Source organism: Salinigranum marinum (assembly GCF_024228675.1).
GTDB classification, from domain to species: Archaea; Halobacteriota; Halobacteria; order Halobacteriales; family Haloferacaceae; genus Salinigranum; species Salinigranum marinum.
Genome location: NZ_CP100461.1, coordinates 2,045,245 through 2,071,512, shown reverse-complemented (window position 1 = coordinate 2,071,512; position 26,268 = coordinate 2,045,245). Strand labels below are relative to the sequence as shown.

General features: G+C 68.3%; 24 protein-coding genes. 13 read left to right on the top strand and 11 right to left on the bottom strand.

Annotated elements, in window-relative coordinates:
- Nucleotides 1-43: 43 nt before the first annotated feature.
- Together NKJ07_RS10225 and NKJ07_RS10220 are read right to left on the bottom strand one after the other, a co-directional pair.
- Nucleotides 44-301: an HAH_0734 family protein gene (locus NKJ07_RS10225; protein WP_318566726.1), complete on the bottom strand. Its 258-nt coding sequence runs from the start codon at nt 299-301 to the stop codon at nt 44-46.
- Nucleotides 302-375: 74 nt separating this feature from the next.
- On the bottom strand, nt 376-636 hold the full coding sequence (locus NKJ07_RS10220; RefSeq protein ID WP_318566725.1) for a hypothetical protein: 261 nt from the start codon (nt 634-636) through the stop codon (nt 376-378).
- A gap of 255 nt (nt 637-891) precedes the next feature.
- Here NKJ07_RS10220 and NKJ07_RS10215 point away from each other — a divergent pair, with 255 nt between their 5' ends.
- The 4 genes from NKJ07_RS10215 to NKJ07_RS10200 are packed head-to-tail and all read left to right on the top strand — an operon-like array spanning nt 892 to nt 2,353.
- Nucleotides 892-1,173 (top strand): 50S ribosomal protein L44e, encoded by a 282-nt coding sequence (locus NKJ07_RS10215; RefSeq protein WP_318566724.1) that lies wholly within the window; start codon nt 892-894, stop codon nt 1,171-1,173.
- A gap of 2 nt (nt 1,174-1,175) precedes the next feature.
- On the top strand, nt 1,176-1,349 hold the full coding sequence (locus NKJ07_RS10210) for a 30S ribosomal protein S27e (protein WP_318566723.1): 174 nt from the start codon (nt 1,176-1,178) through the stop codon (nt 1,347-1,349).
- 13 nt (nt 1,350-1,362) lie between these two features.
- The gene (locus tag NKJ07_RS10205; protein WP_318566722.1) at nt 1,363-2,163 is read left to right on the top strand and encodes a translation initiation factor IF-2 subunit alpha; all 801 of its coding nucleotides are present in this window, start codon (nt 1,363-1,365) and stop codon (nt 2,161-2,163) included.
- A 4-nt stretch (nt 2,164-2,167) separates the two neighbouring features.
- Nucleotides 2,168-2,353 (top strand): RNA-protein complex protein Nop10, encoded by a 186-nt coding sequence (locus NKJ07_RS10200; protein WP_318566721.1) that lies wholly within the window; start codon nt 2,168-2,170, stop codon nt 2,351-2,353.
- Between the two features lie 27 nt (nt 2,354-2,380).
- Here the strand turns inward: NKJ07_RS10200 and NKJ07_RS10195 are convergent, their stop codons facing one another.
- Nucleotides 2,381-3,790 carry a PAS domain-containing sensor histidine kinase gene (locus NKJ07_RS10195; RefSeq protein WP_318566720.1) on the bottom strand — a complete coding sequence of 470 codons (1,410 nt, stop codon included), beginning with the start codon at nt 3,788-3,790 and terminating at the stop codon, nt 2,381-2,383.
- A gap of 147 nt (nt 3,791-3,937) precedes the next feature.
- Between NKJ07_RS10195 and NKJ07_RS10190 the strand changes: the two genes are divergently transcribed.
- The gene (locus tag NKJ07_RS10190) at nt 3,938-4,708 is read left to right on the top strand and encodes a proteasome assembly chaperone family protein (RefSeq protein WP_318566719.1); all 771 of its coding nucleotides are present in this window, start codon (nt 3,938-3,940) and stop codon (nt 4,706-4,708) included.
- Between the two features lie 18 nt (nt 4,709-4,726).
- Here the strand turns inward: NKJ07_RS10190 and NKJ07_RS10185 are convergent, their stop codons facing one another.
- From NKJ07_RS10185 to NKJ07_RS10175, 3 genes are all read right to left on the bottom strand, one after another.
- On the bottom strand, nt 4,727-7,681 hold the full coding sequence (locus NKJ07_RS10185; RefSeq protein WP_318566718.1) for a PAS domain-containing protein: 2,955 nt from the start codon (nt 7,679-7,681) through the stop codon (nt 4,727-4,729).
- Between the two features lie 77 nt (nt 7,682-7,758).
- A complete protein-coding gene (locus tag NKJ07_RS10180; protein ID WP_318566717.1) occupies nt 7,759-8,718 on the bottom strand; it encodes a PhzF family phenazine biosynthesis protein in 960 nt (319 codons plus the stop codon).
- A 179-nt stretch (nt 8,719-8,897) separates the two neighbouring features.
- Nucleotides 8,898-9,062: a DUF7563 family protein gene (locus NKJ07_RS10175; protein WP_318566716.1), complete on the bottom strand. Its 165-nt coding sequence runs from the start codon at nt 9,060-9,062 to the stop codon at nt 8,898-8,900.
- Nucleotides 9,063-9,187: 125 nt separating this feature from the next.
- Here NKJ07_RS10175 and NKJ07_RS10170 point away from each other — a divergent pair, with 125 nt between their 5' ends.
- Nucleotides 9,188-9,889, top strand: a complete 702-nt coding sequence (locus tag NKJ07_RS10170; protein ID WP_318566715.1) for a phosphoribosyltransferase — start codon at nt 9,188-9,190, stop codon at nt 9,887-9,889.
- The gene (locus tag NKJ07_RS10165) at nt 9,886-10,596 is read left to right on the top strand and encodes an HD domain-containing protein (RefSeq protein ID WP_425504637.1); all 711 of its coding nucleotides are present in this window, start codon (nt 9,886-9,888) and stop codon (nt 10,594-10,596) included. Before NKJ07_RS10170 ends, NKJ07_RS10165 begins: the two co-directional genes overlap by 4 nt.
- A 3-nt stretch (nt 10,597-10,599) precedes the next feature.
- On the opposite strand, the gene NKJ07_RS10160 is transcribed toward NKJ07_RS10165, so the two are convergent.
- Nucleotides 10,600-11,142: an archaellin/type IV pilin N-terminal domain-containing protein gene (locus NKJ07_RS10160; protein WP_318566714.1), complete on the bottom strand. Its 543-nt coding sequence runs from the start codon at nt 11,140-11,142 to the stop codon at nt 10,600-10,602.
- 112 nt (nt 11,143-11,254) lie between these two features.
- Here NKJ07_RS10160 and NKJ07_RS10155 point away from each other — a divergent pair, with 112 nt between their 5' ends.
- From NKJ07_RS10155 to NKJ07_RS10145, 3 genes are all read left to right on the top strand, one after another.
- Nucleotides 11,255-12,208: an AEC family transporter gene (locus NKJ07_RS10155; RefSeq protein ID WP_318566713.1), complete on the top strand. Its 954-nt coding sequence runs from the start codon at nt 11,255-11,257 to the stop codon at nt 12,206-12,208.
- Between the two features lie 150 nt (nt 12,209-12,358).
- Nucleotides 12,359-13,210 (top strand): S-methyl-5'-thioadenosine phosphorylase, encoded by an 852-nt coding sequence (gene mtnP / locus NKJ07_RS10150; protein WP_318566712.1) that lies wholly within the window; start codon nt 12,359-12,361, stop codon nt 13,208-13,210.
- A 141-nt stretch (nt 13,211-13,351) separates the two neighbouring features.
- On the top strand, nt 13,352-13,630 hold the full coding sequence (locus NKJ07_RS10145; RefSeq protein ID WP_318566711.1) for a DUF7344 domain-containing protein: 279 nt from the start codon (nt 13,352-13,354) through the stop codon (nt 13,628-13,630).
- A 9-nt stretch (nt 13,631-13,639) separates the two neighbouring features.
- On the opposite strand, the gene NKJ07_RS10140 is transcribed toward NKJ07_RS10145, so the two are convergent.
- From NKJ07_RS10140 to NKJ07_RS10130, 3 genes are read right to left on the bottom strand one after another with little or no spacing between them, the layout of a single operon-like run.
- Nucleotides 13,640-14,617: a ScpA family protein gene (locus NKJ07_RS10140; RefSeq protein WP_318566710.1), complete on the bottom strand. Its 978-nt coding sequence runs from the start codon at nt 14,615-14,617 to the stop codon at nt 13,640-13,642.
- A complete protein-coding gene (smc, locus tag NKJ07_RS10135) occupies nt 14,610-18,191 on the bottom strand; it encodes a chromosome segregation protein SMC (RefSeq protein ID WP_318566709.1) in 3,582 nt (1,193 codons plus the stop codon). Before smc ends, NKJ07_RS10140 begins: the two co-directional genes overlap by 8 nt.
- Nucleotides 18,192-18,218: 27 nt before the next feature.
- Nucleotides 18,219-18,632 (bottom strand): DUF7518 family protein, encoded by a 414-nt coding sequence (locus NKJ07_RS10130; RefSeq protein WP_318566708.1) that lies wholly within the window; start codon nt 18,630-18,632, stop codon nt 18,219-18,221.
- 214 nt (nt 18,633-18,846) lie between these two features.
- Between NKJ07_RS10130 and gatB the strand changes: the two genes are divergently transcribed.
- Entirely contained in the window at nt 18,847-20,367 is a 1,521-nt protein-coding gene (gatB, locus tag NKJ07_RS10125) for an Asp-tRNA(Asn)/Glu-tRNA(Gln) amidotransferase subunit GatB (protein WP_318566707.1), read from the top strand.
- A gap of 212 nt (nt 20,368-20,579) precedes the next feature.
- Nucleotides 20,580-21,065: a hypothetical protein gene (locus tag NKJ07_RS10120; protein ID WP_318566706.1), complete on the top strand. Its 486-nt coding sequence runs from the start codon at nt 20,580-20,582 to the stop codon at nt 21,063-21,065.
- A 111-nt stretch (nt 21,066-21,176) separates the two neighbouring features.
- On the opposite strand, the gene NKJ07_RS10115 is transcribed toward NKJ07_RS10120, so the two are convergent.
- Nucleotides 21,177-21,341: a hypothetical protein gene (locus tag NKJ07_RS10115; RefSeq protein ID WP_318566705.1), complete on the bottom strand. Its 165-nt coding sequence runs from the start codon at nt 21,339-21,341 to the stop codon at nt 21,177-21,179.
- 4 nt (nt 21,342-21,345) lie between these two features.
- On the opposite strand from NKJ07_RS10115, the gene NKJ07_RS10110 reads away from it, so the two are divergent.
- Nucleotides 21,346-26,253: a PKD domain-containing protein gene (locus NKJ07_RS10110; protein ID WP_318566704.1), complete on the top strand. Its 4,908-nt coding sequence runs from the start codon at nt 21,346-21,348 to the stop codon at nt 26,251-26,253.
- The last annotated feature ends 15 nt before the right edge of the window (nt 26,254-26,268 follow it).

The following is a 26,268-nucleotide window of genomic DNA, read 5'->3' as shown; positions in this document are numbered from 1 at the left end:
GCGCCGGTCGGCGACGACGGGCAGGAACGGGGGGGTTCGGGCGTTACGTGCCGCGCTTTTGGATCACGGTGAGCGCCTCGGCGTCGACGGAGTCGACGTCGAGGAAGTGCGGGACGTACTCGCGTTTCTCGAACGTCTCGCGCTCGTCTTCGGTGCCGATGGTACACCACAACTGCACCTCGTCGGGTCCGTGGTAGTCGCCTTGGCGGTCGATGGAGAAACAGATCTGCTCCTCGCCGTCCCACTCGATGACGGCGTCGCGCCGGATCCCGGGGTCGCCGCGGACGATGAGCTTCTTCATAACCCGGAATTCCGGCGACGCGGGCTTAATCCCTTCGGGATTCCACGACCGGTCCGCACCGCCGGGTCGACCGTCTACTGCAACAGTTTCACCGCGACGACGACGGTCGGAACGACGACGGGAATCGTCAGTATCGCGCCGGTGATCACGACGAACGGTGCGACGCCCCCGACGGGGTAGGTGAGCACGTCCACCGTCACCCAGTCGACGACGTTCACCATCACGGCGTACGCGACGGCCGCGAGAACCACGATTACGCTGAACAACCCGGTCACGACGCCGACGGCGCGACGGACGGACCCGCCGCCCGTCTCCGTCTGTGTTTCGACACCCATTGTATGCGACTCAGTATAGTCGTGTGTCGAACGCGAACAAATAAACCGCTTCGGATTCTCATTCGGATCGAAAAGAGGAGCCCTCAGTTTTAGATCGCTATCGGAAGTGTATAGTCTATACATCACTATCTCGGGTCGACCCCGTCGCCGTGACCATGTGTTGCCGCCCGCGTCGGGACCGGGCGGCGCGTCGTCGGCGACGGGAACCAAACGGGTTTTAACTGGCGACATCAAAAACCCGGCAAGGTAGATATCATGCAGATGCCTCGCCGATTCAATACGTACTGTCCGCACTGCAACGCCCACCACGAACACGAGGTGGAGAAGGTCCGTTCGGGCCGCCCCACCGGGATGAAGTGGGACGCACGCCGGACGCGTGCCGGTCGGTCGACTATCGGGAACGCCGGCAAGTTCTCGAAGGTGCCGGGCGGCGACAAGCCGACGAAGAAGACCCACCTGAAGTACCGCTGTTCGGACTGCGGCAAGGCCCACATGCGCGAGGGATGGCGCGCCGGCCGACTGGAGTTCCAGGAGTAACCATGGCTGGCTCGTACTTCCGCGTCAAGTGTAACGACTGCGAGAACGAACAGATCGTCTTCGGCAAGGCCTCTTCGACCGTGAACTGCGCCGTCTGCGGCACGACGCTGGCGACGCCGACGGGCGGCAAAGCGCGCATCGACCACGAGATCGTCGAGACCGTCGAGGCACGCTGACGGGGGACCAGAGATGAAGTACAGTGGCTGGCCCGACAAAGGCGAACTCGTGGTCGGAAAGGTCGACGATATCGCCGACTTCGGCGTCTTCATCGACCTCGAAGAGTACGAGGACAAGCGCGGTCTGGCGCACATCTCCGAGGTCGCCTCGGGCTGGATCAAGAACGTCCGCGACCACGTCCGTGAGGGCCAGACCGTCGTCGCGAAGGTGCTCGACGTCAACGAGTCCTCCCAGCAGATCGACCTCTCGATCAAGGACGTCAACGAGCACCAGCGCAAGGAGAAGATCCAGGAGTGGAAGAACGAACAGAAGGCCGACAAGTGGATGACGCTCGCGTTCGGGGAGGGCGTCTCCGACGAGCAGTATTCGGCGGTGGCGAACGCCCTCCTCACTGAGTTCGACACCCTCTACGACGGCTTCGAGCAGGCCGCCATTCACGGCGCCTCTGCCCTCGAAGACGTCGATCTCGACGACGACGAGGTCACCGAGATCGTCGACGTCGCCCGCGAGAACGTCTCCGTCCCGTACGTGAACGTGACGGGCTACGTCGACCTGCGCTGTCCGACCGGCGAGGGCGTCGACCACATCCGCCAGGCGCTGCAGGCCGCCGGCGGGAACGGCGACGTCCCCGAAGGAGTCGAACTCGAAGTCACCTACGTCGGCTCCCCGGAGTACCGGATCAAGGTCCGCGCACCGGACTACAAGACGGCCGAGTCGGAGCTCGAAACCGCCGCGGGGCGCGCCCGAGAGGCCATCGAGGGGTACGGCGGCACCGCGGAGTACCACCGCGAGCGCCACGAAGACGACGAGTAGATCGGTGAAGTCGGACATCCGCGTCTGTGCGGCCTGGCGCGACGAACACGACCGGCCGGTGTACACGCTCTTCGACCGCTGTCCCCGGTGCGGTGCCGACACAGTCAACAGCGCGCCCGCGCCGTTCGACCCCGGCGATCGGTACGGGGAGTACCGTCGCCGGCTGAAGCGCCGACGCGGCGACGAGTGACTGCCCGCTCCGGTCTCCGTCCCTATCTCACTCGCACCGGCCGTCGCGGAGTCGGTCGAGCGCGATCGTGACCCTGTTTCCCCGCTCGGAGGCGTCGAACGCGAGGTCGCCCTCGGAGCGATCGACGGCCCAATGGACGAGCCACAGCCCCAGCCCACTCCCGTGGTAGACCGACCGGACGTCGCGCTCGCCTCGGAGGACCCGAACCTCCTGGAGGGGGATCGGTGGACACTCGTCGACGACCGCGAGTTCGACCCGCTCGGCGTCGTAGTGTACCGAAACCGAGACCCGCGGTTCGTCGGTATCGGCGTGTTCGATCGCGTTGGTGAGGAGCTCGAAGACGGCGAGTGAGAGCTTCGGTACGGCGCGGACCGTCGCCCGTTCCGGGAGCGTCGTCTCGACGGCCGCCGCCGGGGTGGCGTCCTGCACGCGGTCGCAGACGTCCGCGACGACGGCGACCAGATCGATCGGCTCCGGCTCGGCGTTCTCGGTGAGGAGCGCGACGATCTCACGCTCCTTGTCGACCGTCCGCAACAGGTGTTCGCCCGTCTCGACGATCCGGTCGAGGTCGGCGTCGATCGCCGCTCCGCCTCGCTCGCGAGCCTGTTCCGCGTGACCCAGAATGAGGTTCATTTCGTTACGGAGGTTGTGCCGGAGCAGTCGGTCCATCACCAGGAGCTGGCGCTCGCGCTCGCGGCGGTCGGTCACGTCGCGGGCGAAGCCGACGACGCGCGTGACGGTGCCGTCGTGGTCGACGATGGGGTGGCCGCGCGCCCACACCCACGTTCGGTAGTCGGTGTCGGCGTTCACGCGGTACTCGATGTCGACCGACTCACCCGCGGAGAGCTGCCGCATCGCCGCCCGGATCCCGTCGCGGTCGGCGGGGTGGGAACCCTCGATGAAGTCACGCGAGTTCGCCGCCAGCGCCTCGATCGATCGGCCCCAGACCTCCTCGTACGCCGAGTTGACGAACAGCAGCTCCTCCCAGTCGGCCGAGAACATCCAGAGAACGTCGGTGGTGTGTTCGGCGATGTTGGAGAGCCGTTCGTGGGCGCGATGCTTCTCGGTCTCGGCCCGCCGTCGCTCCGTGATGTCCCGACAGCTGACGACGTAGCCGCCGAGACCGGCCGCGCGTTCGCTCGACATCCGGGCGGAGAGCCACACCCACGACCCGTCGACGTCGCGGAACCTGAACTCCGCATCGTCGTGAGTCCGGTCCGACGCGGTGACGAGGCCCACGAAGCGGTCGACGACAGCCTCGCGGTCGTCCGGGTGGATACACTCGAACGCGTTCCGCCCGAGCACGGCGGTGGGGTCGTATCCGAGTACCCGCTCGAGCGCCGCGTTCGCGTACTGGAACCGCCCCTCGTCGTCGAGCACCACGACGATGTCGAGCGTGTTGTCCAGCAGTACCAGTTCGGCCCCCGCGACGTCCATTGTGTGTTTTTGACCGGAGCCGCATCAATACCTACCGATCCAGCTATCACTCGTGATAGCCCATGTGACGGGGGAGGTAGCCGGGGTCGGCACCGCCGTAGCTCCCGACCAACGCGCTCTTAAGACGGGCCCACGCGACTAGGCGACATGGACGACATCGAGATCGAGGTGCTGGCCGAGCCGGAGCTGTCGGAGCCGATCCTCATCGAAGGGCTGCCCGGCGTGGGCCACGTCGGAAAACTGGCCGTCGAGCACCTCCTCGAGGAGTTCGACAGCGAGGTCGTACGCCGCGTGTACTCCACCGAGTTCCCCCCACAGGTAACGATCGAAGACGGCGTCGCTGATCTCGCGTCGGCGGAGATCCACGCCGTCGACATCCCGGGCGACGACGGCGACGGGGTCGACCTCCTGGTCCTGACCGGCGACCACCAGGCGCAGACGAACGCGGGTCACTACCGGCTCACGGACACGTTCCTCGACGTGGCCGCGGAGTTCGACGTCGAACAGGTGTTCGCGCTCGGGGGCGTCCCCACGGGCGAACTCGTCGACGAGCCGAGCGTCCTCGGCGCGGTGTCGGACGGGGATCGCGTCGAGGCGCTGGAGGACGCCGGCATCGAGTTCCGCGACGACGAACCCGCCGGCGGTGTCGTCGGCGTCTCCGGGCTCCTGCTCGGCCTCGGCGGCCGCCGCGGCTTCGACGTCGGCTGTCTGATGGGCGAGACGAGCGGCTATCTCGTCGACCCCAAGAGCGCACAGGCGGTCCTCGTCGCGCTCGAGGAACTCGTCGGCTTCGAGGTCGGCTTCGAGTCGCTCGAAGAGCGGGCCGAGGAGATGGAAGAGGTCGTCGGGAAGATCCAGGAGATGCAGAGCCAACAGGGGTCGGTCCCGACCGACGACGACCTGCGGTACATCGGCTGAGCGCGACCGACCCGCGGCTCACGCGTCGACGACGACCTCGAAGCGAGCGCCGCCGGCCGGGCTCTCGGTGGCCCGGACCTCCCATCCGTGGGCGTCGGTGATCCGCCTGACGATCGCGAGGCCGAAGCCGGTCCCGCCGTCCTCGGTCGAAAACCCCCGCTCGAAGACGTAGTCGCGGTCGGCGGGGTCGATCCCGGGACCGTCGTCTTCAACCGCGAAACCACGAGCACCGTTCGTGAGACCCGTGAGTCGGATCCGAACGCGGCGTTCCTGCCCGTCTTCCCTGTCTTTCGTGTGTGGCTCCGACCCGCCAGCCGAACCGTGTTCCACAGCGTCGTCGGCCGCTGGCCGACTGCCCGTGGAACCGTGTTCCACGGCGTTCCGAAACAGGTTCTCGAACAGCTGCTGGAGCCGGCTCCGGTCGCTCTCGACGGTCAGTTCGCCGTCGAGCACGACGTCGAGCGTCGCGTCGGCGGTCTCGACGGTCTGCCAGGCCTGGCGTGCGACCGCCGACACGCACGTCGGTTCGAGGGCGGAGACGGACTCGCCCTGTCGGGCCAGCGCCAGCAGGTCGTCGATGAGCGTCGAGATCCGGTCGAGCGAGTCACCGACCGCGTCGAGGTGGTCCCCGTCGCCCGTAGCGTCGTACAGTTCGAGTCGACCGCGGGCGACCTCCAGGGGACTCCGGAGGTCGTGAGAGACGACGCTGGCGAACTCCTCCAGGCGGTCGTGTTGTCGTTTCAGCTGGGCCGCCTGCTCGGTCCGCGTCGTCGTGTCGGCACCGACGGCCATCAGCGACACCACCTCGTCCGTGCCGCCGTCGGTCCCGCGCCCCTCTACGGCGTAGACGGGGTAGAGGGTCGCGCCTACGGTGCCCTGCCCGTCGCCGTGGAAGTAGTCGCACTCGAACCGGGCGACCCGTCCGCCGGCAGCCGTCTCGACCGCCTCTTTGACCGTCGCGACGGCGTCGTCGTCGGGGGCCCACCAGGGTGTCTCCCAGAACGGCCTGTCGAGGAGTTCGTCGGCGTCGGCGTCGGGGTCGCCGCCGAGGGTCGCACGCGCCGTGCCGTTCACCTCGCGGACCGTCCCGTCGGGGTCGAGGACGCCGACGAACGTCATCGGGTTGTCGAACAGCGACTGGAACCGCCGGTCGGCGACCCGGAGCTCGCGCTCCCGCTTGCGCCGTTCGAGCTCGTAGCTGACCCAGCGCGTGAGTAGTTCGACGAACGCCGCCTGCGCCCCGGTGAACGGCTCTTCGCGGGCTTCCGTGTCCGCGAAGCAGAGCGTGCCGTACAGGTCGCCGTCGACGGTGACTTCCCCGCCGAGGTAACACTCCAGCCCGAACCGCTCGTAGCCGGGGTCGTCGGCCCACCCCTCGTCGGTGGCAGCGTGGACGACGGCGAGCAGTCCGTCCTCCTCGAGCGTCCGTCGACAGTACGACTCCGACAGCGGGCACACCGCGCCATCGGTGAGCAGCGGGTGCTCGCCGACCGCGTGGACGACGGTCTGTGTCCCCTCGGCGATCCGCGTCAGGAAGCCCATCTCGACGCCGAGCCGCTCGCAGCCGACGGCGAGGGTCCGCTTGACCCGCTCTTCGAACGAGAGCGAGGAGTCGGTCGTCACCGTGTAGAGCCGCCGGAGCGACTGTTGGGCGGCTTCGAGTTCCACCTGGAGCCGCTTGCGCTCCGTGACGTCCCGCTGGAAGCCGATGTAGTGCGTCACCGTCCCCGCGGCGTCGCTGATCGGGGTGATCTCGACCTCGTTCCAGAACGGCGTACCGTCCTTGCGGTAGTTACGGAGGACGACCGACCTGGCGGTGCCGTTCTCGACGGCTTCCCGCATCGACGCCACCGGGCGGTCGTCGGTCTCAGCGCCCTGCAGGATCCGGCAGTTGCGGCCGACCATCTCCTCGGGGTCGTAGCCGGTGATGCGGCCGAACCCCTCGTTCGCGAACACCGTCGGCGTTCCCTCGGTGGCCTCGCAGATGATCACGCCGGCGTCGACGTCGTCGAGCGCGCGACGCTTCAGATCGGCCAACACTTCGGCGCTGGTGTCGAGCTTCGCCGGAGTCTCGCCGGCCGTCGCGACCGGGGGCGTCAGGGCGGACGTGGAGGCAGACACGGACGTGGACCCGGACGTCGGTGTCGCCTCCTCGACCGACGGCCGTTCGTCGCGGGTCCCGAGGGGCGTCCTCGGATCGACCTCCTGGACGGCACCGCGGTGCGTCGGGACGCTCCCGTCGACGACCGAGGGCTCACAGAGCAGTCTGACCCGTCCGGTCGACCCGTCGGGACGGACGATCCGGACGACGACGTCGTACGGTTCGGCGGCGTCGACGGCGCGGCGGTACACTCGTTTCAGTAGGGTTCGGTCGTCGGGGTGGTACAGCTCCGTGGCGGCTTCGACCGTCGGCTCGAAGTCGGGAGCGACCCCGTGAATCCGTGCGAGCTCCTCAGTCCACCAGAGCTCGCCCGTCTCCACGTCGAGTTCCCAGCCGCCGACGCTGGAGAGCCGCTGGACGAGGTCGAACAGCGAGTTGCTCCGTTCGAAGCCGCGTTCGGCCCGCCGCCGGGCGACCGCGTTCTCGATGCGGTTGGCTAACACCTCGTACTGCTCGGGGCCGCCCTTCTGCAGGTAGTCGGTGACGCCCGCGGAGACGGCCTCGCTCGCGATCTCCTCGCTTCCTTTTCCGGTGAAGAGGACAAACGGGATCGACGGTGCGCGCTCGCGAACCGCCCGCAGGAGGTCGAGGCCGTTCATCTCCGGCATGTCGTAGTCCGAGACGACGCAGTCCATCCACGAGAACGACGCCAGCGCGGCCTCGGGATCGGTCTCCGTGTGAACCACGATCCCGGGCGCGTGCCGGGTGAGCGACGCCTGTGCGAGGTCGGCGAACGCGGGATCGTCGTCGACGTGGAGCACGTGGATGACTCCCCCCGAGCCGTCGGACGGGGTGCGAGCCGGGGCTGTCATGGGACCGGATTGCGTGGGGAGGTATAAGACCGGTTCGGCGGGAATATCAGGGTCGAGAAGAGATCGCCCCGGGGGTGTCAGGCGACGAGGATCTCGTCGTCGTCGACGTCCGGAACCGAGAGGGTGCCGTCGAGCGCGACGGCCGCCGCCCCCCCGACGGCGACGGTTTCCTCCGAGAGCCGCGTGCGAACGTGTCCGGGTCGGTCGACGAAGTGTCCCTGTTCGAACCGGAGGTCGCCGTAGGCAGCGTCGTCGTCGAACGCTTCGACGCGACGGAGATACGCGGCGCAGGCCCCGGCGGCCGTCCCGGTGACGGGGTCCTCGGAGATACCGAGTCCCGGTGCGAACGCCCGGGCGTGGACCGTCGACTCGGCGGCGAGCGTGTCGAAGGTGAAGGCGTAGACGCCGGCCGCGTCGTGCTCGGCGGTCACGGCGGCGACGAGGTCGTCGTCCGGGGCGGCCCCACCCAGGTGTTCGAGGAAGTTCACGGGCAGACAGAGCCACGGCAAGCCGGTCGAGGCGATCGCGGGCGCGAGGTCCGCGCCGACGTCTTCGAGCGCCGCGGGGTCGATCCCGAGTGCGGCACCGACGCGCTCGTAGTCGAGGTCGACGAACTCGACGGTCGGCTCCTGCCCGGTGAGCCACACGGTGACGTCGCCGGCCGAGTCGGCCGCGGCGTCGCCGTCCCCGTCGCCCTCAGCCTCGACTTCGATCTCGACGTCGACCGTCCCGACGTTCGTCGCGACCTCGTGGCGGCCGGGCTCGACGCGTCCCTCGCGCGCCAACAACGAGAACGCCGCGACGGTGGCGTGTCCGCAGAGGTCGACCTCCTGCGTGGGCGAGAAGTACCGGACGCGGTGGAGCGCGTCGTCGGCGGGACGGACGAACGCCGTCTCGCTCGCGCCGAGTTCGCGGGCGACGGACTGCATCTGTGTCTCCGTGAGGTCGCCGGCGTCGGGCACTACCCCCGCGGGGTTGCCCGAGAGGGGGTCGTCAGTGAAGGCGTCGACGAGAAGCGTGCGACACGCAGTGGGCATGCCCGCGAGACGCCCGCGCCACCCAAGAAGCCACCGCCTTCGTGGCCTCGCCGTCGCCCCCGAGGACGACGATCACCGCCGTCTCAGCCCCGACATCGGGGGAGACTGTCGGTCGGCAGCGTCGACCCCGCACAGTCGAACGGGCGGCCGCCGCGAGCGGGACGGCGAGTCGAAACGTTTCAGGTTCGCGATGATTCCCCGTCCGGGACGCGCCCGCCGACCCCTTGCATGAGTTCGCGCATGTTCGCACAGTGAGGGCAGCCGAACACGCGGTGGTCCTCGGTCCCGAACACGCGGACGAAGTCGGACGTAACGTACGAGTCACAGTTTGTGCAGGTGTGCATGGTAGATCACGTGAGTCATGATACCATGAGCGAAACGTGATAAAGTTATGACGTGATTACCGGCCATCGCGAGTCGGATACGTTAACATCCCGCCGGCCAGTGTGGCAAACGGTGACCGAGAGACATGGGTGACCTCCCGGAGGAGTTCAGATGTACGATCACGAACTGGGACTACATTTACGGCCTCTGTCGGGACGTCTCCGAGGAGGTGAAGGCGTCGTCGTTCGAGCCGGACGTCATCGTCGCGCTCGCGCGTGGCGGCTGGTTCGCGGGCCGGTGTATCTGTGACTTCCTCGGGCTCGACGACCTGACGAGCCTGAAGATGGAACACTACGTCGGCACGGCGCAGAAGTCGGGCGAACCCGAAGTCCGGTACCCGATGCCCGAGGGGAGCGTCGCCGGCAAGGACGTCCTCGTCATCGACGACATCGCCGACACGGGCGGGTCGATCGAACGCGCCCACGAGTACGTCCACGAGCGCGAACCGGGCGAGGTCCGAACGGCCACGCTCCAGCTGCTCGGAACGAGCGAGTTCGAGCCCGACTACGTCGGCGAACGCCTCAACGAGTGGGCGTGGGTCGTCTACCCGTGGAACTTCATCGAGGACATGATCGACCTCGTCTCGGGCGTCATGCGGAAGGCCGACGAGGAGACGTTTGAGTCCGACGACATCCGCCACTACCTCGCCAGCTACCACGAGGTCGACCGCATCGGGATGGAGATCGCCCAGCCAGGGCGGCTCTCCGAGGTGATGACCGAGATGGAGCGCCGCGACGTCGTCGAGAGCGCGGGCGAGACCGCCTGGCGGCTCACCGACGGGGAGTGAGCGGGGCCGACGGCGAGGGTAGCGACGCTGGCGACGACGAGAAGGCGGATGCTACCGACGACGAGAAGGCGGATGCTACCGAGACGGAACCGGGCGTGGACGACGCGCTCGCCGCGCTCGAAGCGGGGTTCGGACTGAAGGACGAACGCCGGACGGGGTGGCAGCTCCGCGGCGTCGACGACCCCGAATCCGTCGCCGCGCACAGCTGGGGCGTGTGCCTGCTCTGTCTCGCGTTCGCCGACGACGCCGGCGTCGATCCCGACCGCGCCCTCCGACTCGCGGTCGTCCACGACCTCGCGGAGGCGGACACCGGCGACGTCCCGACCCGCGCGGACCCCGCGGACGAGCCGGTCTGCGCCGCCGAGAAGGAGCGGCGCGAACGGGCCGCGATGGCCGACCTCGGCGCGCCGTTCTCCGCTGTCGCCGAGGCCTGGGAGGCGTACGAACGCCGCGACACCGCCGTGGCGCGGTTCGTCAAAGATATGGATCTCGTCGATATGTGTCTGCAGGCGCTCGTCTACGAACGCGAGCGGCGGTACGATCCTGACGGAACATTCGACAGCGAGTACGACCGACTCGACGAGTTCTTCGCGACCGCCGAGCCGCGGCTGTCGACCGACGTGGGACGGAGACTCTACGATCGGATCCGCGCGACGTACGACGCGCTCGTCGACGAGCGGACCGACGGCGACGGCACGACCGACTGAGGCTCACTCCGGCGGCCAGCCGTCGCGACACTCGGCCAGCGACGAGGCCGGTGGGGCCCGATCGACGGTGATCCGATCGATGGTGAAGCTGTCGCCGTTGTCGGCCACCCAGACCAGGCGGTACGTCTCCCCTTTCGCGAGACAGTTCAGGCTCCCGTCGCTTCCCCCGTAGCCGTCGAGATGGACGTTCTCGCCGCCGCTCATGTACCGATCACCCCGGTAGATCTCTCGCCAGGTGATGCTGTTGCCGTCGCTGTCGTGGACGTGGATCGACTCGCTGTCGACGCGGTCGCCGACCTCGTGGACGAGCCGGAAGTACGCCACGCCGTGGTTGTCGGTCCCGTCGAAGTTCGGTTCGACGTCGATGTGCGGCACCGGGGCCGGCTCCGAGATCCCCTTCGTGACGTCCCCGCCGACGGTGAGCCCAGCCAGTCCGACCGACGCCGCCAGCACGAACACGACCACGACGGTCAGCAACACGCCGATGACCGACGTCGCCCCCCGGTCGTCCGCCGCCTTCTGGGGACTGTCCTGTTCGCGCCACATATTTTTCTCCTACAGACTATCTGTAAACGTTATATTATTTACGATCACGGTCGGGCCGGGATCCAACGAGGGAACCGACGGATTTGTAACCGCCGCCGCGACTCCACACCGTGTGTCGCTCGTCTCCATCTTCGCGACGGCGATCCTCCCGATCTTCGCCATCTCGGTCGTCGGGTTCGTCCTCGGGCGCGTCCGCGACGTCGACCCCGGGCCGCTGAACACGGTGACGGTGTACGTCCTGGCGCCGGCGCTCGTCTTTCACAGTTTGGCGACGACGACCCTGGCGGCCGGGACGCTCGTCGACGTGGCCCTGGCAGTCGTCGCCTACCACGCCGTGATGATCGTCGTCGCCGAGGGCGTCGGGCGCGTTCTCGGCGGCGCGACGACCGGCGTGAGCGCGATCGTGCTGGTGAGTGCGTTCCCGAACTCGGGCAACGTCGGCGTCCCGATCTCCGAGTTCGCCTTCGGCGACGCCGGCCGGGCGACGGCGGTGTTGTACCTGACGGTTCAGGCGGTGCTGATGTACACCGTCGGCGTCTACATCGCCGCCAGAGGCAACGACGACGGGGCGCTCACGGGCGTCCGGCGCGTCTTCACCGTCCCGCTCGTCTACGCCGTCGTCGCCGCTCTCGGGGTTCGCGCACTCGGCGTCGTCCCGCCGACGGGGACGACCGCGATGACGACGCTCAAACTCGTCGGCGACTCGGCGATCCCCGTCATGCTGCTCATCCTTGGGATCCAACTCGCCGAGACGGAGTACGGGGCGACGCTCCGACAGATCGGGACCGCGACGGTGCTCCGGATGGGTGTCGGACCCGTCGTCGCCGCCGCCGTCGCCCTCGCGATCGGTTTCGCCGACCCCACCGTCGGACGGGTGTTCGTCCTCGAAAGCACCATGCCCGCCGCGATCACGCCGCTCATCCTCCTCTCGGAGTTCGGCGAGGGCGAGGTCGGCGGGGTCCCCGTCGAATCGTTCGTCTCGACGGCGGTGCTCGTGACGACGCTGGTCTCCATCCCGGTGCTCACGGCCGTCATCGCCCTGCTCGATGCGGGCGTCCCCCTCTAGTTCGGTCGGCGTCGAATCGAGCGCGGACCGGCGGTAGGACCGGTTTACCGCCGCAGTAGCTGCCGAGTACCGACCGACATTGGGCGACGGTACTCTCCGACCTGGCCGCGTCACCCGCACGGTTTAGTAGCCGCTCGCCGGAGTCGGGGTATGATCGGCTTCATCGGTGGCAGCGGGATCTACGAGGCGCTCCCTCTGGCGAACACCCGCGAGGCGGACGTGACCACGCCGTTCGGCGATCCATCGGCGCCCCCCGTCGTCGGCGAGTTCGCCGACACCGGCCGCGAGGTCGCGTTCCTCCCGCGGCACGGTCGGCACCACCAGTACTCCCCGACGAATCTCCCCTACCGGGCGAACGTCTACGCGCTGAAGGAACTCGGCGTGACGCACGTCATCGCGTCGAACGCGGTCGGGAGTCTGCGCGAGGACCTGCCCCCGCGAACGCTCGTCGTCCCCGACCAGGCGTACGACCGGACGAAACACCGCCCGCTGACGTTCTACGACGACGGCATCGTCGTCCACCAGCCCTTCGCCGAGCCGTACTGTCGCGAACTCTCGGCACACCTAGTCGAGGCGGCCCGCGCGGTCGACGCCGACGTCGTCGACGGCGGGACGTACGTCTGCATCGAAGGCCCGCAGTTCTCGACCATCGCCGAGAGCGAGTTCTACCGCACACAGGGGTGGGACGTCGTCGGGATGACGACGATTCCCGAGGCGAAACTCGCCCGGGAGGCCGAACTGGCGTACGCGACGATCACCGGCGTCACCGACTACGACGTCTGGAAGGAGGGGTCACAGGTGACGCTCGAAGAGGTGTTGGCGAACGCGGCGGCGAACGAGGACGCGATCAAGCGGACGGTCGAGCGGGCCATCGAGACGCTCCCCGCCGACCACACCTGCGACTGCCACACCGCCCTCGCCGGGACCGTGAACACCCCGACGGAGGCCATCCCTGACGCGACCAGAGAGCGACTCGACCCGCTCGTCGGCGACTACCTCTGACTGTTCGCTCGGTGAGTCGTCCGTGACGTGTCGTTCAAACGGTGAGTAAACCTGACTACACTGTTCATCCAGCGAGTAATTTTTCTCTACCAGTAATTATTTGTAATTGAAACGTTCAGTAGTTACGGAGGAGCCATCGACGTGTCCGAACTCGACGACTACCTCCGACTGCTCGCCGACGAACGCAAGCGACGGCTCCTTCGGTCGCTCCTGGACGCCGACGGCGATCCAGTCGCGCTCTCGCCCGACGACCCGCACGAGCGCGCGCGGCTTCACCACATCCACCTCCCGAAACTGGCCGATGCGGGGTTGATCGACTGGGACCGGCGCGACCACCTCGTTGTCCGGGGCCCCGCGTTCGACGAGGTGGTGCCGTTGCTCGAAGCGATCGCCGACTACCGCGAGAACGGACGGCGCTGACGCGCCGACTCAGTCGGCGACGGCCTCGTCGCCGACGGTCGACGCCGCCGGGTTCTGCACCCAGAGGTCACCGAACAGTTCGTCCTGCTGGAGGTGGACGACCCCGCGGTGGGCGAGGAACAAGAGCGCGAGGAACGTCTGGACGGGACGACCGCCCAACCCGCTGATCTCCGCGAACAGCACCTCCTCGCGGCCCTTGTCGTAGTGGCCCCTGAGGGCGGTTTCGACGTCGGCGATGGTCGACTCGATGTCCTCCGTGTGGGCCGTTCCGGTGACGTCCGCCTCGCCGGGTTCGCCCTCGTCGCGGAAGTCGTCCGCAGCGCGGTAATCCAGCGTCTGGGTCCCCCGGCCGTAGCCGTGCGGGGAGTCACTCGTGTCGTACGTGCGTGCTTCCTTCCACCACGAGCCATGTTCGGCCTCGCGGAGTTCGCGGACGAGTTCGTCGAGCGTCTCCGGCGACCCGCGGGCGTGTTTCCGCTCGAGCCGGCGGTCCATCTCCGATTCGAGCGCGTCGATCGGGTCGTGGTCGAAGGCCTGGTCGTCCCTCGCGGCCTCCCAGGGCTCCTCTGGTTCGGGCTCGTCGGGCGCGAGGATCTCGTCGCTCTTCATCCGGAGGAGCACGCTCGCGTAAAACAGCGCCCGCCCCGACGTCCGGAGGTCGCTCTCGTCTAGACGCTCGAGGAAGGCGTCGGTGACGGCGACGATGTCGATGTCCCACGGTTCGATCTCGCCGTCTTCGGCGAGTTGCACCAGGAGTTCGACGGGTTCGACCTCGTCGTCGGCCCCCTCGCTGTCGACGTCGGCCGCGTCGGTCACGAGCGCGGCGTCGTCCGTCGGCGTCGACTCGCCGTTCGACAGTGGCTCCGCCTTCTCGTCCGAGCCACCCGTGCCGTCGCGCGGGCTGGTCAGATCGAGCGAGAACGCGGCGTCGTCGGCGTCGGCGTAAAAGTCGTCGTCGTTCGACGCCGATCCGTCGTCGTCAGTCATCCGCGGGGACCTCCTCGCCGTCGGCGTCGCCGAGCCTGATTCCCGTGACCGCGGAGACGTTGTCGCCCTGCATCGTGACGCCGATAGCCCGTTCGGACCGCTCTAAGAGCGCCGAGCGGTGCGAGACGACGACGAACTGCGCGTCGCCCGCGAGGTCGTCGACCATCTCGCCGACGCGCTCGGCGTTCGCGGCGTCGAGGAAGGCGTCGATCTCGTCGAGCGCGTAAAACGGCGCGGGGTTGTACCGCTGGATGGCGAAGATGAACGCCAGCGCGGTGAGCGACTTCTCGCCGCCGGACATCGCGTCCAACCGCTGAACCGGTTTGTCGCCCGGCTGGGCCTTCATCGTCAGCCCGGCCTCGAAGGGGTCGTCGGGGTTTTCGAGGTGGAGTTCGCCCGTCCCGTCGGAGAGGCGCTCGAAGATGTCGGTAAACTGTTCGTCGATCGCGTCGAACGCCTCCATGAACGTCTCCTTCTTCTGGGACTCGTAGCGCTCGATGCGTTCCCTGATGCCGTCGCGCTCCTCGACGAGCACGTCGCGTTTCTCCTGCATCTCCGACAGCTCCTCGGAGACGCGGTCGTACTCGTCGATGGCGAGCATGTTCACCGGTTCGAGTTCCGCCATCTCCGCTTGCAACCGTTGGATCTCGGACTCGACGGTGTCGTGATCCGGGATCTCGTCGGGGTCGTACTCGCCGACCTCGGCCTCGAGCTCGTCGATCTCCCACGACAGCCGTTCGGCCGACGACTCGAGCGACTCCAGTTTCGACTCGACCGTGCTCACCCGTTCTCGCTGTGCGTCTCGGGCGGCACGCGCCTCCTGCAGCTCGGACTGGAGCTCCCGGCGGTCGTCTTTCAGCTCCGCGAGCTCGTCTTCGAGATCCGCGACGGCCTCGCGTTTCTCCGCCAGGCGTTCCTCCTGATCGGCGATCGCCTCCTCCGTTGCCGCGATCGTCTCCGTCGCGTCTGCCTTGCGGTTCTGCGCCGACTCGATCGTCGCTTCGAGGTCGTCGATGGCCTCTTCGGCGTACTCTTTCTCCAGGGAGAGTTCGTTCAGCCGCGCGTCGAGGTCGTCCATCCGACTTTCGTACTCGTCGATCTCGGCGCGACGATCGTCGGCCTTCGCCGACAGCTCCGGCACCTTCGAGTCGGCGAGTTCGGTCTCGAGTTCCGCGATCGAGGCTTCGACCTCGTCGATCGCGTCGTCTTTCTCCCCGATGTCGGCGTCGAGTTCCCGCATCTCCGCGTCGACCGACTCACGTTCTTCGTCGAGTTCGGCGATGCGCGCTTCGAGCTCCCCGACGCGCGCCTCGGCCTCGGACAGTTCCTCCTCGGCGCGCTCGATGTCGGCCTCGACGGAGCGGACCTTCTCTCTGGCGTCCGACGCGCGACCGCGGGCGTCGTCCAGTTGGCTCTCGACCTCGTCGATCTCCGCCGAGAACGACCGGCGGGTCTCCTCCAACTCCGAGATCTCCTCGGCCAGCCGCTCCAGTTTCCCTTTGCCCGACTTCGAGAAGGAGTAGCGGGTGCCCGACCCCGACCCGCCGGTCATCGCACCCGACTTCTCGACCAGGTCGCCGTCGAGGGTGACCATTCTGTAGTCGCCCATCAGGTCCCGGGCCGTCTCCATGTCCTCGACGACCAGCGTCGACCCCAGGACGTACGAGAAGACGGGGTCGTATCTGGGCTCGAAGTCGACGAGGTTCCGCGCGAAGTCGACGACGCCCGGACGGGAAGGCGCACGGGGGAGCCCGCGGTCGTCCATCTTCGAGATCGGGAGGAACGTCGCCCGACCGGCGTTGCGCGATTTGAGGTAGTCGATACACGACGAGCCGACACCGTCGTCGTCGACGACGACGTGTGCCAGTCGGCCCCCCGCGGCGGTCTCACAGGCGGTGGCGTACTCGCCGGACACCGCGCCGAGCTGCCCGACGGTGCCGTGGACGCCCGAGATCCCCGCGTTGAGGATCGTCGTGACCGCCCGCGGATAGGAGTCGTCGCCGTCGCGCCCAGCGCGGGCTTCGAGTTCGGCGTACTCGTTTTGCTTCCCGCGGAGTTCGTCCTCGACATCCGCGAGCTCCCCCTTCAGCTCCTCTTTCTTCGCGCGGAGGTCGTCGACGATGCCGTCGATCTTCGCCTCGTTCTTCTCGGCCGTGTCAAGCTCGGAGTGGAGCTCCGAGAGCCGCTTTTTCTTCTCGGGGATTGCCTCCTTCGCCGCCGCGAGCTCGTCACGGGCCTCCGACAGCTCGTTCGACCGGCGACGCGCCCCGTCGAGCAGGCGGTCCTTCTCGCGCTGGAGGTCGTTCTTCTCCGACTTGAGCGTCTCTAACTCTTCTTTCCGCGTCGCGAGCTCGTCTTTGAGTTCGTCGAACGCCGTGTCGACGCTCTCGATCTCGGCTTCGATCTCGGCGAGATCGGCCTCCGTCGACTGGATCTCGGACTTCACCGAGGCTTTCTCGACTTTCGTCTCGCGGATCTCGGCGTCCAGCTCGTCGATGCGCTCGTTCTTGCGGTCGAGTTCGACGAACGCCTTGCGGCGTTCGGTCTCTGCGGCCTCCTTGCGCTCCTCGGCGGCCTCGATGTCGTTCTCCAGCGAACGGACCTCGCCTTTGATCTCCTCCATCTCGGCTTTGATCCGGAGCTGTTCGTCCTCGCCCTTCCGTTCGATCTCGCGGGTCAGCTCGTCGAGTTCGTCCTCCAACCGCGTGACCTTCCCCTGGCGTTCGTCGAGCGCCGACTGGACGTCCGCGAGCTCCTGTTCGGCGGCTTCGACCCGTTTCTCCGTGGCGGCGAGTTCGGACTGCTTCTCCTCGAGTTCGGCCGCCTTGAGGTAGCCCTCGTACTCGGTTTTCTCCTCGCGGAGTCCCTGGTACTGGAGGGCGGTCTCGCGTTCGTCTGCCAACTGGTCCAGCCGGTCTTCCTTCTCCTCGATGCGGAGATCGACCTCTTCGACCCGCTCTTTGACCGCTTCGAGCTCCTCGAAGGCGTCTTGCTTCTTCGCGTCGAACTCGGCGACGCCGGCGATCTCGTCGACGATCTCTCTTCTCCGATACGGCGTCGTGTTGATGATCTCGGTGACGTCGCCCTGCATGACCACGTTGTACCCCTCGGGCGTGATACCCGCCTGCGCGAGCAGGTCCCGAATGTCGGAGAGGTTCACCGAGCGCCCGTTGAGGTAGTAGTACGAGTAGTAGTTCTCCTCGGTCCGCTTGACGCGGCGCTTGACGGTGATCTCGTCGACGTCGCCGACATCGTCGGTCCCCGCGGCCGAGACGACCTGTGACCGCGAGAGGGTCGCGTCGGCGTTGTCGAGGATCACCTGGACGGACGCCTCCATCGGGCCGGCGACCTCGCCGTCGCCGTCGTGGCCGGGGTTGTAGATGAGGTCCGTGAGCTTCTCGGCGCGGATCCCGCGGGTCCGGGCGAGGCCGAGTGCGAACAGGACGCCGTCGATGATGTTGGACTTGCCCGAGCCGTTCGGGCCCGTCACGACGGTGAAATCCTCGTAGAAGGGGATTCGGGTCTTGCGGCCGAAACTCTTGAAATCGTCTAAGACGAGCTCTTTGATATGCATGGGGTGCTCGCGAGTGGAGTCGCGAGCTTACGCGACGATGATATCGTTGCCGTCGGGCTCGGACTCCGTTTCCTCCTCCTTTTCGTCCGTGGACTTAGCCTCTTCGTCCAGCTTCTCCCGCGCCTCGGCCTGCAGTTCCTGCTCGTGTTCCTCGGCGTCGACGAACCGCTGTTCCGACTCGTCGGCGGCCTCCCCGTCGGGGTCGGCAGTCGCCTCCGCCCCCGACTCCGTGGCCGCCGTGGACTCGGACTCCGGTTCGGGTTCGGGTTCAGGCTCCGACTTCCTCGTCGCCTTCGCCCGAACCGCCGGGTCGTCGACCTCCACGGTGTTTTCGAGTTGGCGAACGCGCTCTTTGGTCTCGACGAGTTCTTCGGTGAGACCGTTGACTGCCGCCTGGAGTTCCGACACTTTCGTTTCGAGTTCGTCCACCCGATTGCTCATGTCACCTAGGCCTCGTGGCGTTCGCATAAAACTGCGTCAGACAGGCGGATGACAACCCCCCGGCGAGAGGGGCTCGCTCTCGAAACTGATACCGACCGGGCCGTCGGTCGACGGGGTTCGGTCGGCTGCGACGCCCGTCACCGAGCGCGGGGAGGACCGCCGCGCACCCTGTCGTCCCGTTAGCCTTTAGCCCGCCCGCATCGAACCGCGCGTAATGACTGCCCAGGCGCTCGAACAGCGCGAACTCGCCGTCGTCATCGGGCTCGAAGTCCACGTCCAGCTCGAGACCGACACGAAGATTTTCTGCGGCTGTTCGACCGACTCTGTCGAAGGAGAGGAGCCGAACACGCGGACCTGCCCGGTCTGTCTCGGCCTGCCCGGGGCGCTCCCGGTGTTGAACGAGGCCGCCGTCGAATCGGCAGTAAAGGTCGGGAAGGCGCTCTCGGCCGAGGTCGTCGCCGAAACCACGTTCCACCGGAAGAACTACTACTACCCCGACCTGCCGAAGAACTTCCAGATCACGCAGTACGACGCGCCGATCTGCGCCGACGGCCACCTCGAAGTCACCGTCGAGGGCGACAGCAGGCAGATCGGCGTTGAGCGCGCTCACCTCGAAGAGGACCCCGGGAGCCTCCGCCACGTGCGGGACGGAACCCGGCCGGTCGAGACCCGGACCGTGAGCGTCGACCGCGCGGACTACACCCTCATCGACTACAACAGGGCCGGAACGCCGCTGATGGAGATCGTCACTAGACCCGACTTCCGCTCCCCGCAGGAGACCCGGGCGTTCCTCGCCAAACTGGAGGAGGTGCTCGAATACCTGGGCGTGTTCGACGCGAGTCGCGACGGCTCCCTGCGGGTGGACGCGAACATCTCGATGGTTCCCGCCGACGACGTGGCCGACGACGGGTCGATCCCGACGGAGACCCTCGAAGCCGCCAACCGGACCGAGGTGAAGAACATCTCCTCACACAAGGGCGCGGAGAAGGCGCTCGCGTACGAGGTCACCAGGCAGAAGAACGCCATCGAACGCGGCCGAAGCGTCGAACAGGAGACGCGCCACTGGGACGAATCACGGGGTATCACGGTGTCGATGCGCTCGAAGGAAGAGGAGAAGGACTACCGCTACTTCCGCGAGGCCGACCTGCCCGCGCTGCGCGTGGCGGGGTGGCGCGAGGAGATCTCGATCCCGGAACTCCCCGACGCCCGCCGCGACCGCTTCCAGTCCGAGTACGGTCTCGACGCGGAGTCGGCGTCGAAACTGACCTCGACCAAGCAGGTCGCCGACTTCTACGAGGATCTCGCCCACGCGTTCGACCCCGACCTCGTGGCGACGTGGGTCGCCGACACCCTGCTCGGGGAGTTGAACTACCGCGACATGCGGCTCACCGACGTCGCGGACCGGTTCGACGAGATCGAACGGCTCGTCGAACTCGTCGCACGCGACGAGATCACGGCGAAGAACGCCCGCGAGACGGTCCTGCGGACGATGCTCGACGAGGGGGAGACGCCCGACGAGGTCGTCGAGGCCGAGGACCTTGGCAAAACCGCCGACGACGAGGTGGCGACGTTCGTCGCGGCGGCCATCGAGGAACATCCCGACGCGGTCGCGGACTACGAACGCGGCGAGGACGGTGCGCTCAACTTCCTCGTCGGCCAGGTCATGCAGAAGTCACGTGGGAGCGCCGACCCCGGCACCGTGAACCAACTGCTGCGCGAGCGACTGGACGGGTAGCCCCTCGGGCGGTCGATCGACTCGTCACGGCCGTCTCACGGGCGACCGCTGTTCTCGACCGACCGTTACCAGATAGGTGCCAGTCAGCGGGCTGGAGTCTCGCGCCCGATAGCCACGGGGGAGGTATTAAGACCAAACCTGACGCGTGACGCACAACGGCCGTGTTACACCCGCGTCAGGCGTCGGCGACACGGTCGATCCAGTGAGAGCTCATGAAAGACGACCCGGACAAAAGAACTGGCTGGACGCGCCGAGCGACGTGTGCCGCGGTCGCCGCGCTCGTCGGTGCCGGCTGTCTCGGGCAGCCACGGAGCGAGGCCGGAAGCGACGACGGGACGACTGACTCGTCGACGGTCTCGACGGACACTCCGACGGCGACACCCCTGTCGACACCGACGCCACCGGTCGACAGTCCGAAAGTCGCCGACGTGCTCGTCGGACTGGTTCGCGCCGAGGACCGGGCGGCGTACGCCGCCGCCAACGACCTCGACTACCGCGACGGTCGCGTCCTCGTCGTCGTCGAACTCGTCCCCGACGGGGAGCTCCCGACCGACGTTCCGCTCGACATCGTCGCCCGCGGCGCGACCTCGGTCGAAGCGTACGTCGATCCCGCCGACGTTCCGCGGCTCGCGACCGACGAGGACGTCCGCGTCGTCAGACCCCCGCGCTCGACCGCCCCCCAGTCGACCACTGATTGATATGATCGCCCGGAACACGCTCGTCGTACTCGTTGGACTGCTCACCGTCACGGCCACCATCCCGGGGGGTGCGGTCGGAGCGCTGATCACCGACACGCCCGCTCCCGTCGCTCAGACCGACGGCGGCGGAACGGTGACGCCGACCGGTCCACCGACAGCCACGTCCACTGAAACCTCGACGCCGACCGAGACGCCGACGTCGACACCGACCGAGACGCCGACAGCGACGGAGACGGCCACGGAAACCCTAACACCCACTCCGACCGAGACGCCCACGTCGATGGCGACCCCGACACCCACGGCCCCCGAGACGCCCACGCCGACGTCGCCCGTGACGGAGGCCCGCGAGGGGAAACGCGAAACGCCCGATCCGCTGGCCGGGGTGGAGAAACCCCACCCGAAGCTCACTTCGTCCGTGATCCGGCTGACCGAGCGCGCCGGCGGCGGCACCGGTGACGGTTTCTCGACCCAGGCACAGTCGGCGGGCGGCGACGGCCCGTTCGTCACGGTCCGTATCGAAACCGTCCCCGGTCGGACGGCGGGCGTGATGAACGCCGTCGCGGCCCAGGGCGGAAGCGTCCAGACCCGCGTGGGCGACGTCGTGCTCGCGCGGATCCCGACCGGCGCGCTGTACGCGCTCTCCGACGCCCCCGGCGTGACCGTCATCCGGACGCCGATCCGGACGCGCACGTCCGGACACGTCCTCACGGAAGGGATCGAGACGATGGACGTCTCGGCGCTCCACGAACAGGGGATCAACGGGTCGGGGATCGACGTCGCGGTCGTCGACCACTCGTTCAACGCGTCGAACCCCGAGATCGCGGACCAGGTCGTCGAGACGCGAAACTTCACGGGAGCGTCGTTCGCGGAGGACCCGAGCGCCCACGGGACGGCCGTCGCCGAGATCGTCGCGGAGGTCGCACCGGAGGCGAACCTGCACCTGTACCAGGCGGTCACGACGACCGAGATCGAAGCCGCCGCCGCCCACGTCAACGCCACCGACGAGATCGACGTGGTCGTGATGTCGCTCGGCGTCGACGTCGGCCCCTTCGACGGGAGTTCGACGTTCGACGACTGGATCGGCCAGTCGGTCGACGACGGACAGAACTGGTTCGTCTCCGCCGGCAACTCGGGACAGACCCACTACGGGGGGGAGTGGACCGACCCCGACGGCGACGGCTACCACAACTTCTCGGCGACGGACTCGAACCTGAGCGTCAGCCCCTCCCAGTCGACCGTCGCGTTCACCGTCAACTGGGACGACTGGGGCGCGGGCGGCACCGGCGGCTCCGATCAGGACTACGACGTGGCCGTCGTCGACGACACCGGCACCCCCGTCGAGACCTCCGTCACGCGACAGGACGGCGAGGCGGGCGACTACCCCGTCGAGCAGATCACGGTGACCGGTGCCGAGCTGGACACCGAACTCCACCTGGTCATCAACCGGACGTCGGCCGCGGGCGACGCGTCGTTCGACGTCTTCGTCACCGGCGCGACCGTCGTCGACGGGCACCAGACGCCCCCGGGGAGTCTGACCCGGCCGGCGACCGAGGAGAAAGTCGACACGGTCGGCGCGGTGTACTGGGACGACGCAAGCCTGCGGGCGTACTCCTCGCGGGGGCCGACCGACAGCAGCGTCCGAAAGCCCGAGTTCGTCGCCCCCGACGGCACGTCGTCGACCGTCTACGGCGCGGCAGGCGGCGAGTCGGCCGGCTTCACAGGCACCTCCGCGGCCGCCCCTCACGCGGGCGGCGTCGCGGCGCTTCTGCTCGAAGCCGACGGCACGCTCACGCCGCCCGAGGTGACGACGAACCTCACGGCGACAGCGGACCCCGTTCAGGGGGACGAACCGAACAACCGGACCGGCTACGGCCTGATCAACGCGACCGCGGCGGTCGACGCGGTGCTCGCTCCCGACGACAGCGGCGACGCCACCGCGCCGTCGGTCTCGGGCGCGGGCGCGTTCGACCTCACCGACGGTGATGGGGAGGTCGCCGGCGGCGACAGCGTGAAGCTCAACGTCACGGTCACCGACGATACGGGTGTCCACACGGTCGAGGCGGACGCAGCCGCGTTCGGCGCGGGAACCGTGGTGCTCCAGGACGAAGACGCCGACACCGTCTACAACGGGACGTTCACCGTCGGGAGCGAGGGGGCGCTGGCGTCGGACGGCACGCAGTCGATCACGTTCGTCGCCAACGACTCGGCGGACAACCGGAACACGACGACTGCGAGCCTGGTGATCAACACCTCGGGTGCCGACGTGACGGCACCCACGCTCTCGGGTCCGGGCGCGTTCGACCTCACCGACGGTGACGGGGAGGTCGCCGGCGGCGACAGCGTGAAGCTCAACGTCACCGCGACCGACGACGTCGACGTCAGTGCGGTCGACGCCGACGCGACGGCGTTCGGCGCGGGGACCGTCACGCTCGCGGACGATGACGGGGACGACGTCTACAACGGGACGTTCACCGTCGGGAGCGGGGGGACGCTGGCGTCGGACGGCACGCAGTCGATCACGTTCACCGCGACGGACACGTCGTCGAACACCGACACGGCGACGGCGAGCCTCGTGGTCAACACCTCCGGGGGCGGCGGTGACACTACCCCGCCGACCGTCTCGAACTTCGGCGTCCAGATGAACCAGACGCAGCCGCTCGCCGTCCAGGTGCTGTTCGACACCGACGAGGAAGCCACCGACGTCGAGGTCGAGGTGAACGACAGCTCCGGAACGACGGTCACGACGCTCACGGAGTCCGAGTTGCCCGGCTTCAGCTTCGGCGGGGGGTACAGTTACTTCCACGAGTTCACGCTCCCCGACACCGGCGAGTACACGGTGACGCTCACGAAGGCCGCCGACGCGGCCGGCAACGACGGGGCCTCGGGCGAGACCGTCACCGTCCGGCGCGTCGTCGAGAGCTACCACGTCGAACACGTCGGCGGCACCGCACCGGAGATGGCGAACCTCACGCAGAACGTCTACCTGTCGCAGGGCGCTGGCGGCCTGCTCCAGGTACAACTCCGCGACGCCGCCGACTCGGGTGAGTCGGTCCAGAACCGGACCGAACTCTCCGACATTGGCTTCGCGAGCGACACGCGAGTGCGGATCAACGTGACCGTCGACGGCTACGCGCCGCGGCTCCTCCTCGGCACGGGCCGCAACGGGAGCTACACGGTCACCGACAACGGCGACGGCACGCGGAACCTCACCGTCGATATCGAGCCCGCCTCGATGCAGCTCATCTCCTCACGGCTCTCCGGCGGTGGTGGCCCGTGGCCGACCGGCTCGGCGGACACCGCCGACGAGGCCTACACGTCGAGCGTCGACCTCGCGGTCGACGAGATGACGCACGTGGGAACGCCGAACGACTACAACGGGACGATGATCCTGACGGACGCACAGGAACTCGGCACGCCGACGGCGACCACGACGGGGTCGGGCGACCCGACGCTGCGGCTGTTCGTCGCGGGGCCACACAACACCACGCAGGGGACGCTCAACACGGGCTTCTACGAGACGTTCCTGCCGAACGCCCTCCTGAGTTCGTGGGGCGTCACCGACTCCTCGCAACTGCAGGTCACCGCTATCGGGAGCGAGGCCTCGCCGACGAGGACCGAACTCAGTACGGGGATCGAACTCGACGTGCCGATCCACTACTCGTCGGGCAACGTGGACGTCTCGGGCTCTCCGTCCGACTCGACCCCGCCGTCGATCACGAACGCGGTCCTCGCCGACGCGGACGGGAACGGCTTCGTCGCCGACGGTGACTCCATACGGGTCGCGGCCGACGTCAGCGACCCGAATCTCGGGTCGGTGACCGTCGACGCCAGCGCGTTCGGCGGCGGGACGGCCACGCTCTCGGACGGCGACAGCGACGGGACGTACGACGCGACGATCACCGTCGACGACGCGACCGCGGGCGCTGACGGCGACCACACGCTGACGGTCACCGCGACCGACTCGGCGAGCAACACGAACACCGCGACCACGGGGCCGGTGACGCTCGACACGACCGCCCCGACCGCCGACGCCGGCGCGGATCGGACGGTCGACGTGGACGCGGCGGTCGCGTTCGACGCGTCGGCGTCGAGCGACGCGAACAGCCTGGCGAGCTACGCCTGGGCGTTCGGTGACGGCACCGCCGGCTCGGGGAGCGCACCGAGCCACACCTACACCGCGGCCGGCGACTACACCGTCACGTTGACCGTGACGGACGCCGCGGGCAACACGGCGACCGACACCGTCGTCGTCACGGTCGAGGCCGCCGCTGTCTCGTCGGGCGGCGGTGGTGGCGGTGGTGGCGGTGGTGGCGGTGGCGGCGGTGGCGGCGGTGGTGGCGGTGGCGCCGGTGGTGGCGCCGCACTCGCACCTGCGCCGACGACGCCGGCATCCACGCCGTCGACGGACGACACGACGCCCACGGTGGTGACCGCCGGTGACGCGGCGGCGACCGTCGAGCGAACGGACGGCGGCGTCGCCGTCACGGTCACCGGCGCGAGCGCGACCGACCGGGTCGACGTCTCGCTCCCACCCGCGGACGTCTCCGCGCGCCTGGCGGACGACAGGCTGTCGGTCGAGTGGATGTCGACGACGTTCGCGCGTGACACGACGTTCAGCGCGGAGGTGTCGAGTTCGGTCGATCCGCCCGCCGACGGCACGCCAGCGGTCGACCGCGCCGTCGGCTACGTCACCGTCGAGACGGGCGACGACTTCGCGGAGTCGGACGTCTCGGAAGTGACGTTCGGCTTCGCCGTTAGCGCCGCCCGTCTGTCCGATCGGCGCCTCGCTCCGGAGGACGTCGTCCTCTCCCGCTACCACGACGGCGAGTGGACGGCCCTGGAGACGCGCGTTGTCGGCACCGACGGCGAGACGGTGCGGTTCGAGGCGGTTTCGCCCGGGCTGTCGACGTTCGTCATCGGCAGTCGCGGTTCGCCCGCCGACTCGACGGACGGCGAGACTGAACGGGGCAGCTCCGACGGGTCGGACGCCGCCGCCGGCGAGGAGTCGGCCGCGGCGACCGAGGCGCCCACTGACAGCACCGCGACACCCGAGACGAGCGAGCCCGGTCTCAGCGTCGACGACGAGGCCGGACCCGCAACGACGTCGACCGAGGGACCGGGCTTCGGCGCGGTCGCCGCGCTCGTCGCACTCTCGGGGGCCGTGCTCGTGCTTCGGCGTCGCGGCTGAACCCCGTCGGTTCGT

Coding starts and splice junctions, on each gene's coding strand:
- NKJ07_RS10160 (WP_318566714.1), bottom strand. CDS start 11,142: ATGTGGCGCGAACAGGACAGTCCCCAGAAGGCGGCGGACGACCGGGGG.
- NKJ07_RS10175 (WP_318566716.1), bottom strand. CDS start 9,062: ATGCACACCTGCACAAACTGTGACTCGTACGTTACGTCCGACTTCGTC.
- NKJ07_RS10120 (WP_318566706.1), top strand. CDS start 20,580: ATGAAAGACGACCCGGACAAAAGAACTGGCTGGACGCGCCGAGCGACG.
- mtnP (WP_318566712.1), top strand. CDS start 12,359: ATGATCGGCTTCATCGGTGGCAGCGGGATCTACGAGGCGCTCCCTCTG.
- NKJ07_RS10110 (WP_318566704.1), top strand. CDS start 21,346: ATGGCGACCCCGACACCCACGGCCCCCGAGACGCCCACGCCGACGTCG.
- NKJ07_RS10215 (WP_318566724.1), top strand. CDS start 892: ATGCAGATGCCTCGCCGATTCAATACGTACTGTCCGCACTGCAACGCC.
- gatB (WP_318566707.1), top strand. CDS start 18,847: ATGACTGCCCAGGCGCTCGAACAGCGCGAACTCGCCGTCGTCATCGGG.
- NKJ07_RS10185 (WP_318566718.1), bottom strand. CDS start 7,681: ATGACAGCCCCGGCTCGCACCCCGTCCGACGGCTCGGGGGGAGTCATC.
- smc (WP_318566709.1), bottom strand. CDS start 18,191: ATGCATATCAAAGAGCTCGTCTTAGACGATTTCAAGAGTTTCGGCCGC.
- NKJ07_RS10140 (WP_318566710.1), bottom strand. CDS start 14,617: ATGACTGACGACGACGGATCGGCGTCGAACGACGACGACTTTTACGCC.
- NKJ07_RS10210 (WP_318566723.1), top strand. CDS start 1,176: ATGGCTGGCTCGTACTTCCGCGTCAAGTGTAACGACTGCGAGAACGAA.
- NKJ07_RS10195 (WP_318566720.1), bottom strand. CDS start 3,790: ATGGACGTCGCGGGGGCCGAACTGGTACTGCTGGACAACACGCTCGAC.
- NKJ07_RS10130 (WP_318566708.1), bottom strand. CDS start 18,632: ATGAGCAATCGGGTGGACGAACTCGAAACGAAAGTGTCGGAACTCCAG.
- NKJ07_RS10205 (WP_318566722.1), top strand. CDS start 1,363: ATGAAGTACAGTGGCTGGCCCGACAAAGGCGAACTCGTGGTCGGAAAG.
- NKJ07_RS10170 (WP_318566715.1), top strand. CDS start 9,188: ATGGGTGACCTCCCGGAGGAGTTCAGATGTACGATCACGAACTGGGAC.
- NKJ07_RS10220 (WP_318566725.1), bottom strand. CDS start 636: ATGGGTGTCGAAACACAGACGGAGACGGGCGGCGGGTCCGTCCGTCGC.
- NKJ07_RS10180 (WP_318566717.1), bottom strand. CDS start 8,718: ATGCCCACTGCGTGTCGCACGCTTCTCGTCGACGCCTTCACTGACGAC.
- NKJ07_RS10225 (WP_318566726.1), bottom strand. CDS start 301: ATGAAGAAGCTCATCGTCCGCGGCGACCCCGGGATCCGGCGCGACGCC.
- NKJ07_RS10190 (WP_318566719.1), top strand. CDS start 3,938: ATGGACGACATCGAGATCGAGGTGCTGGCCGAGCCGGAGCTGTCGGAG.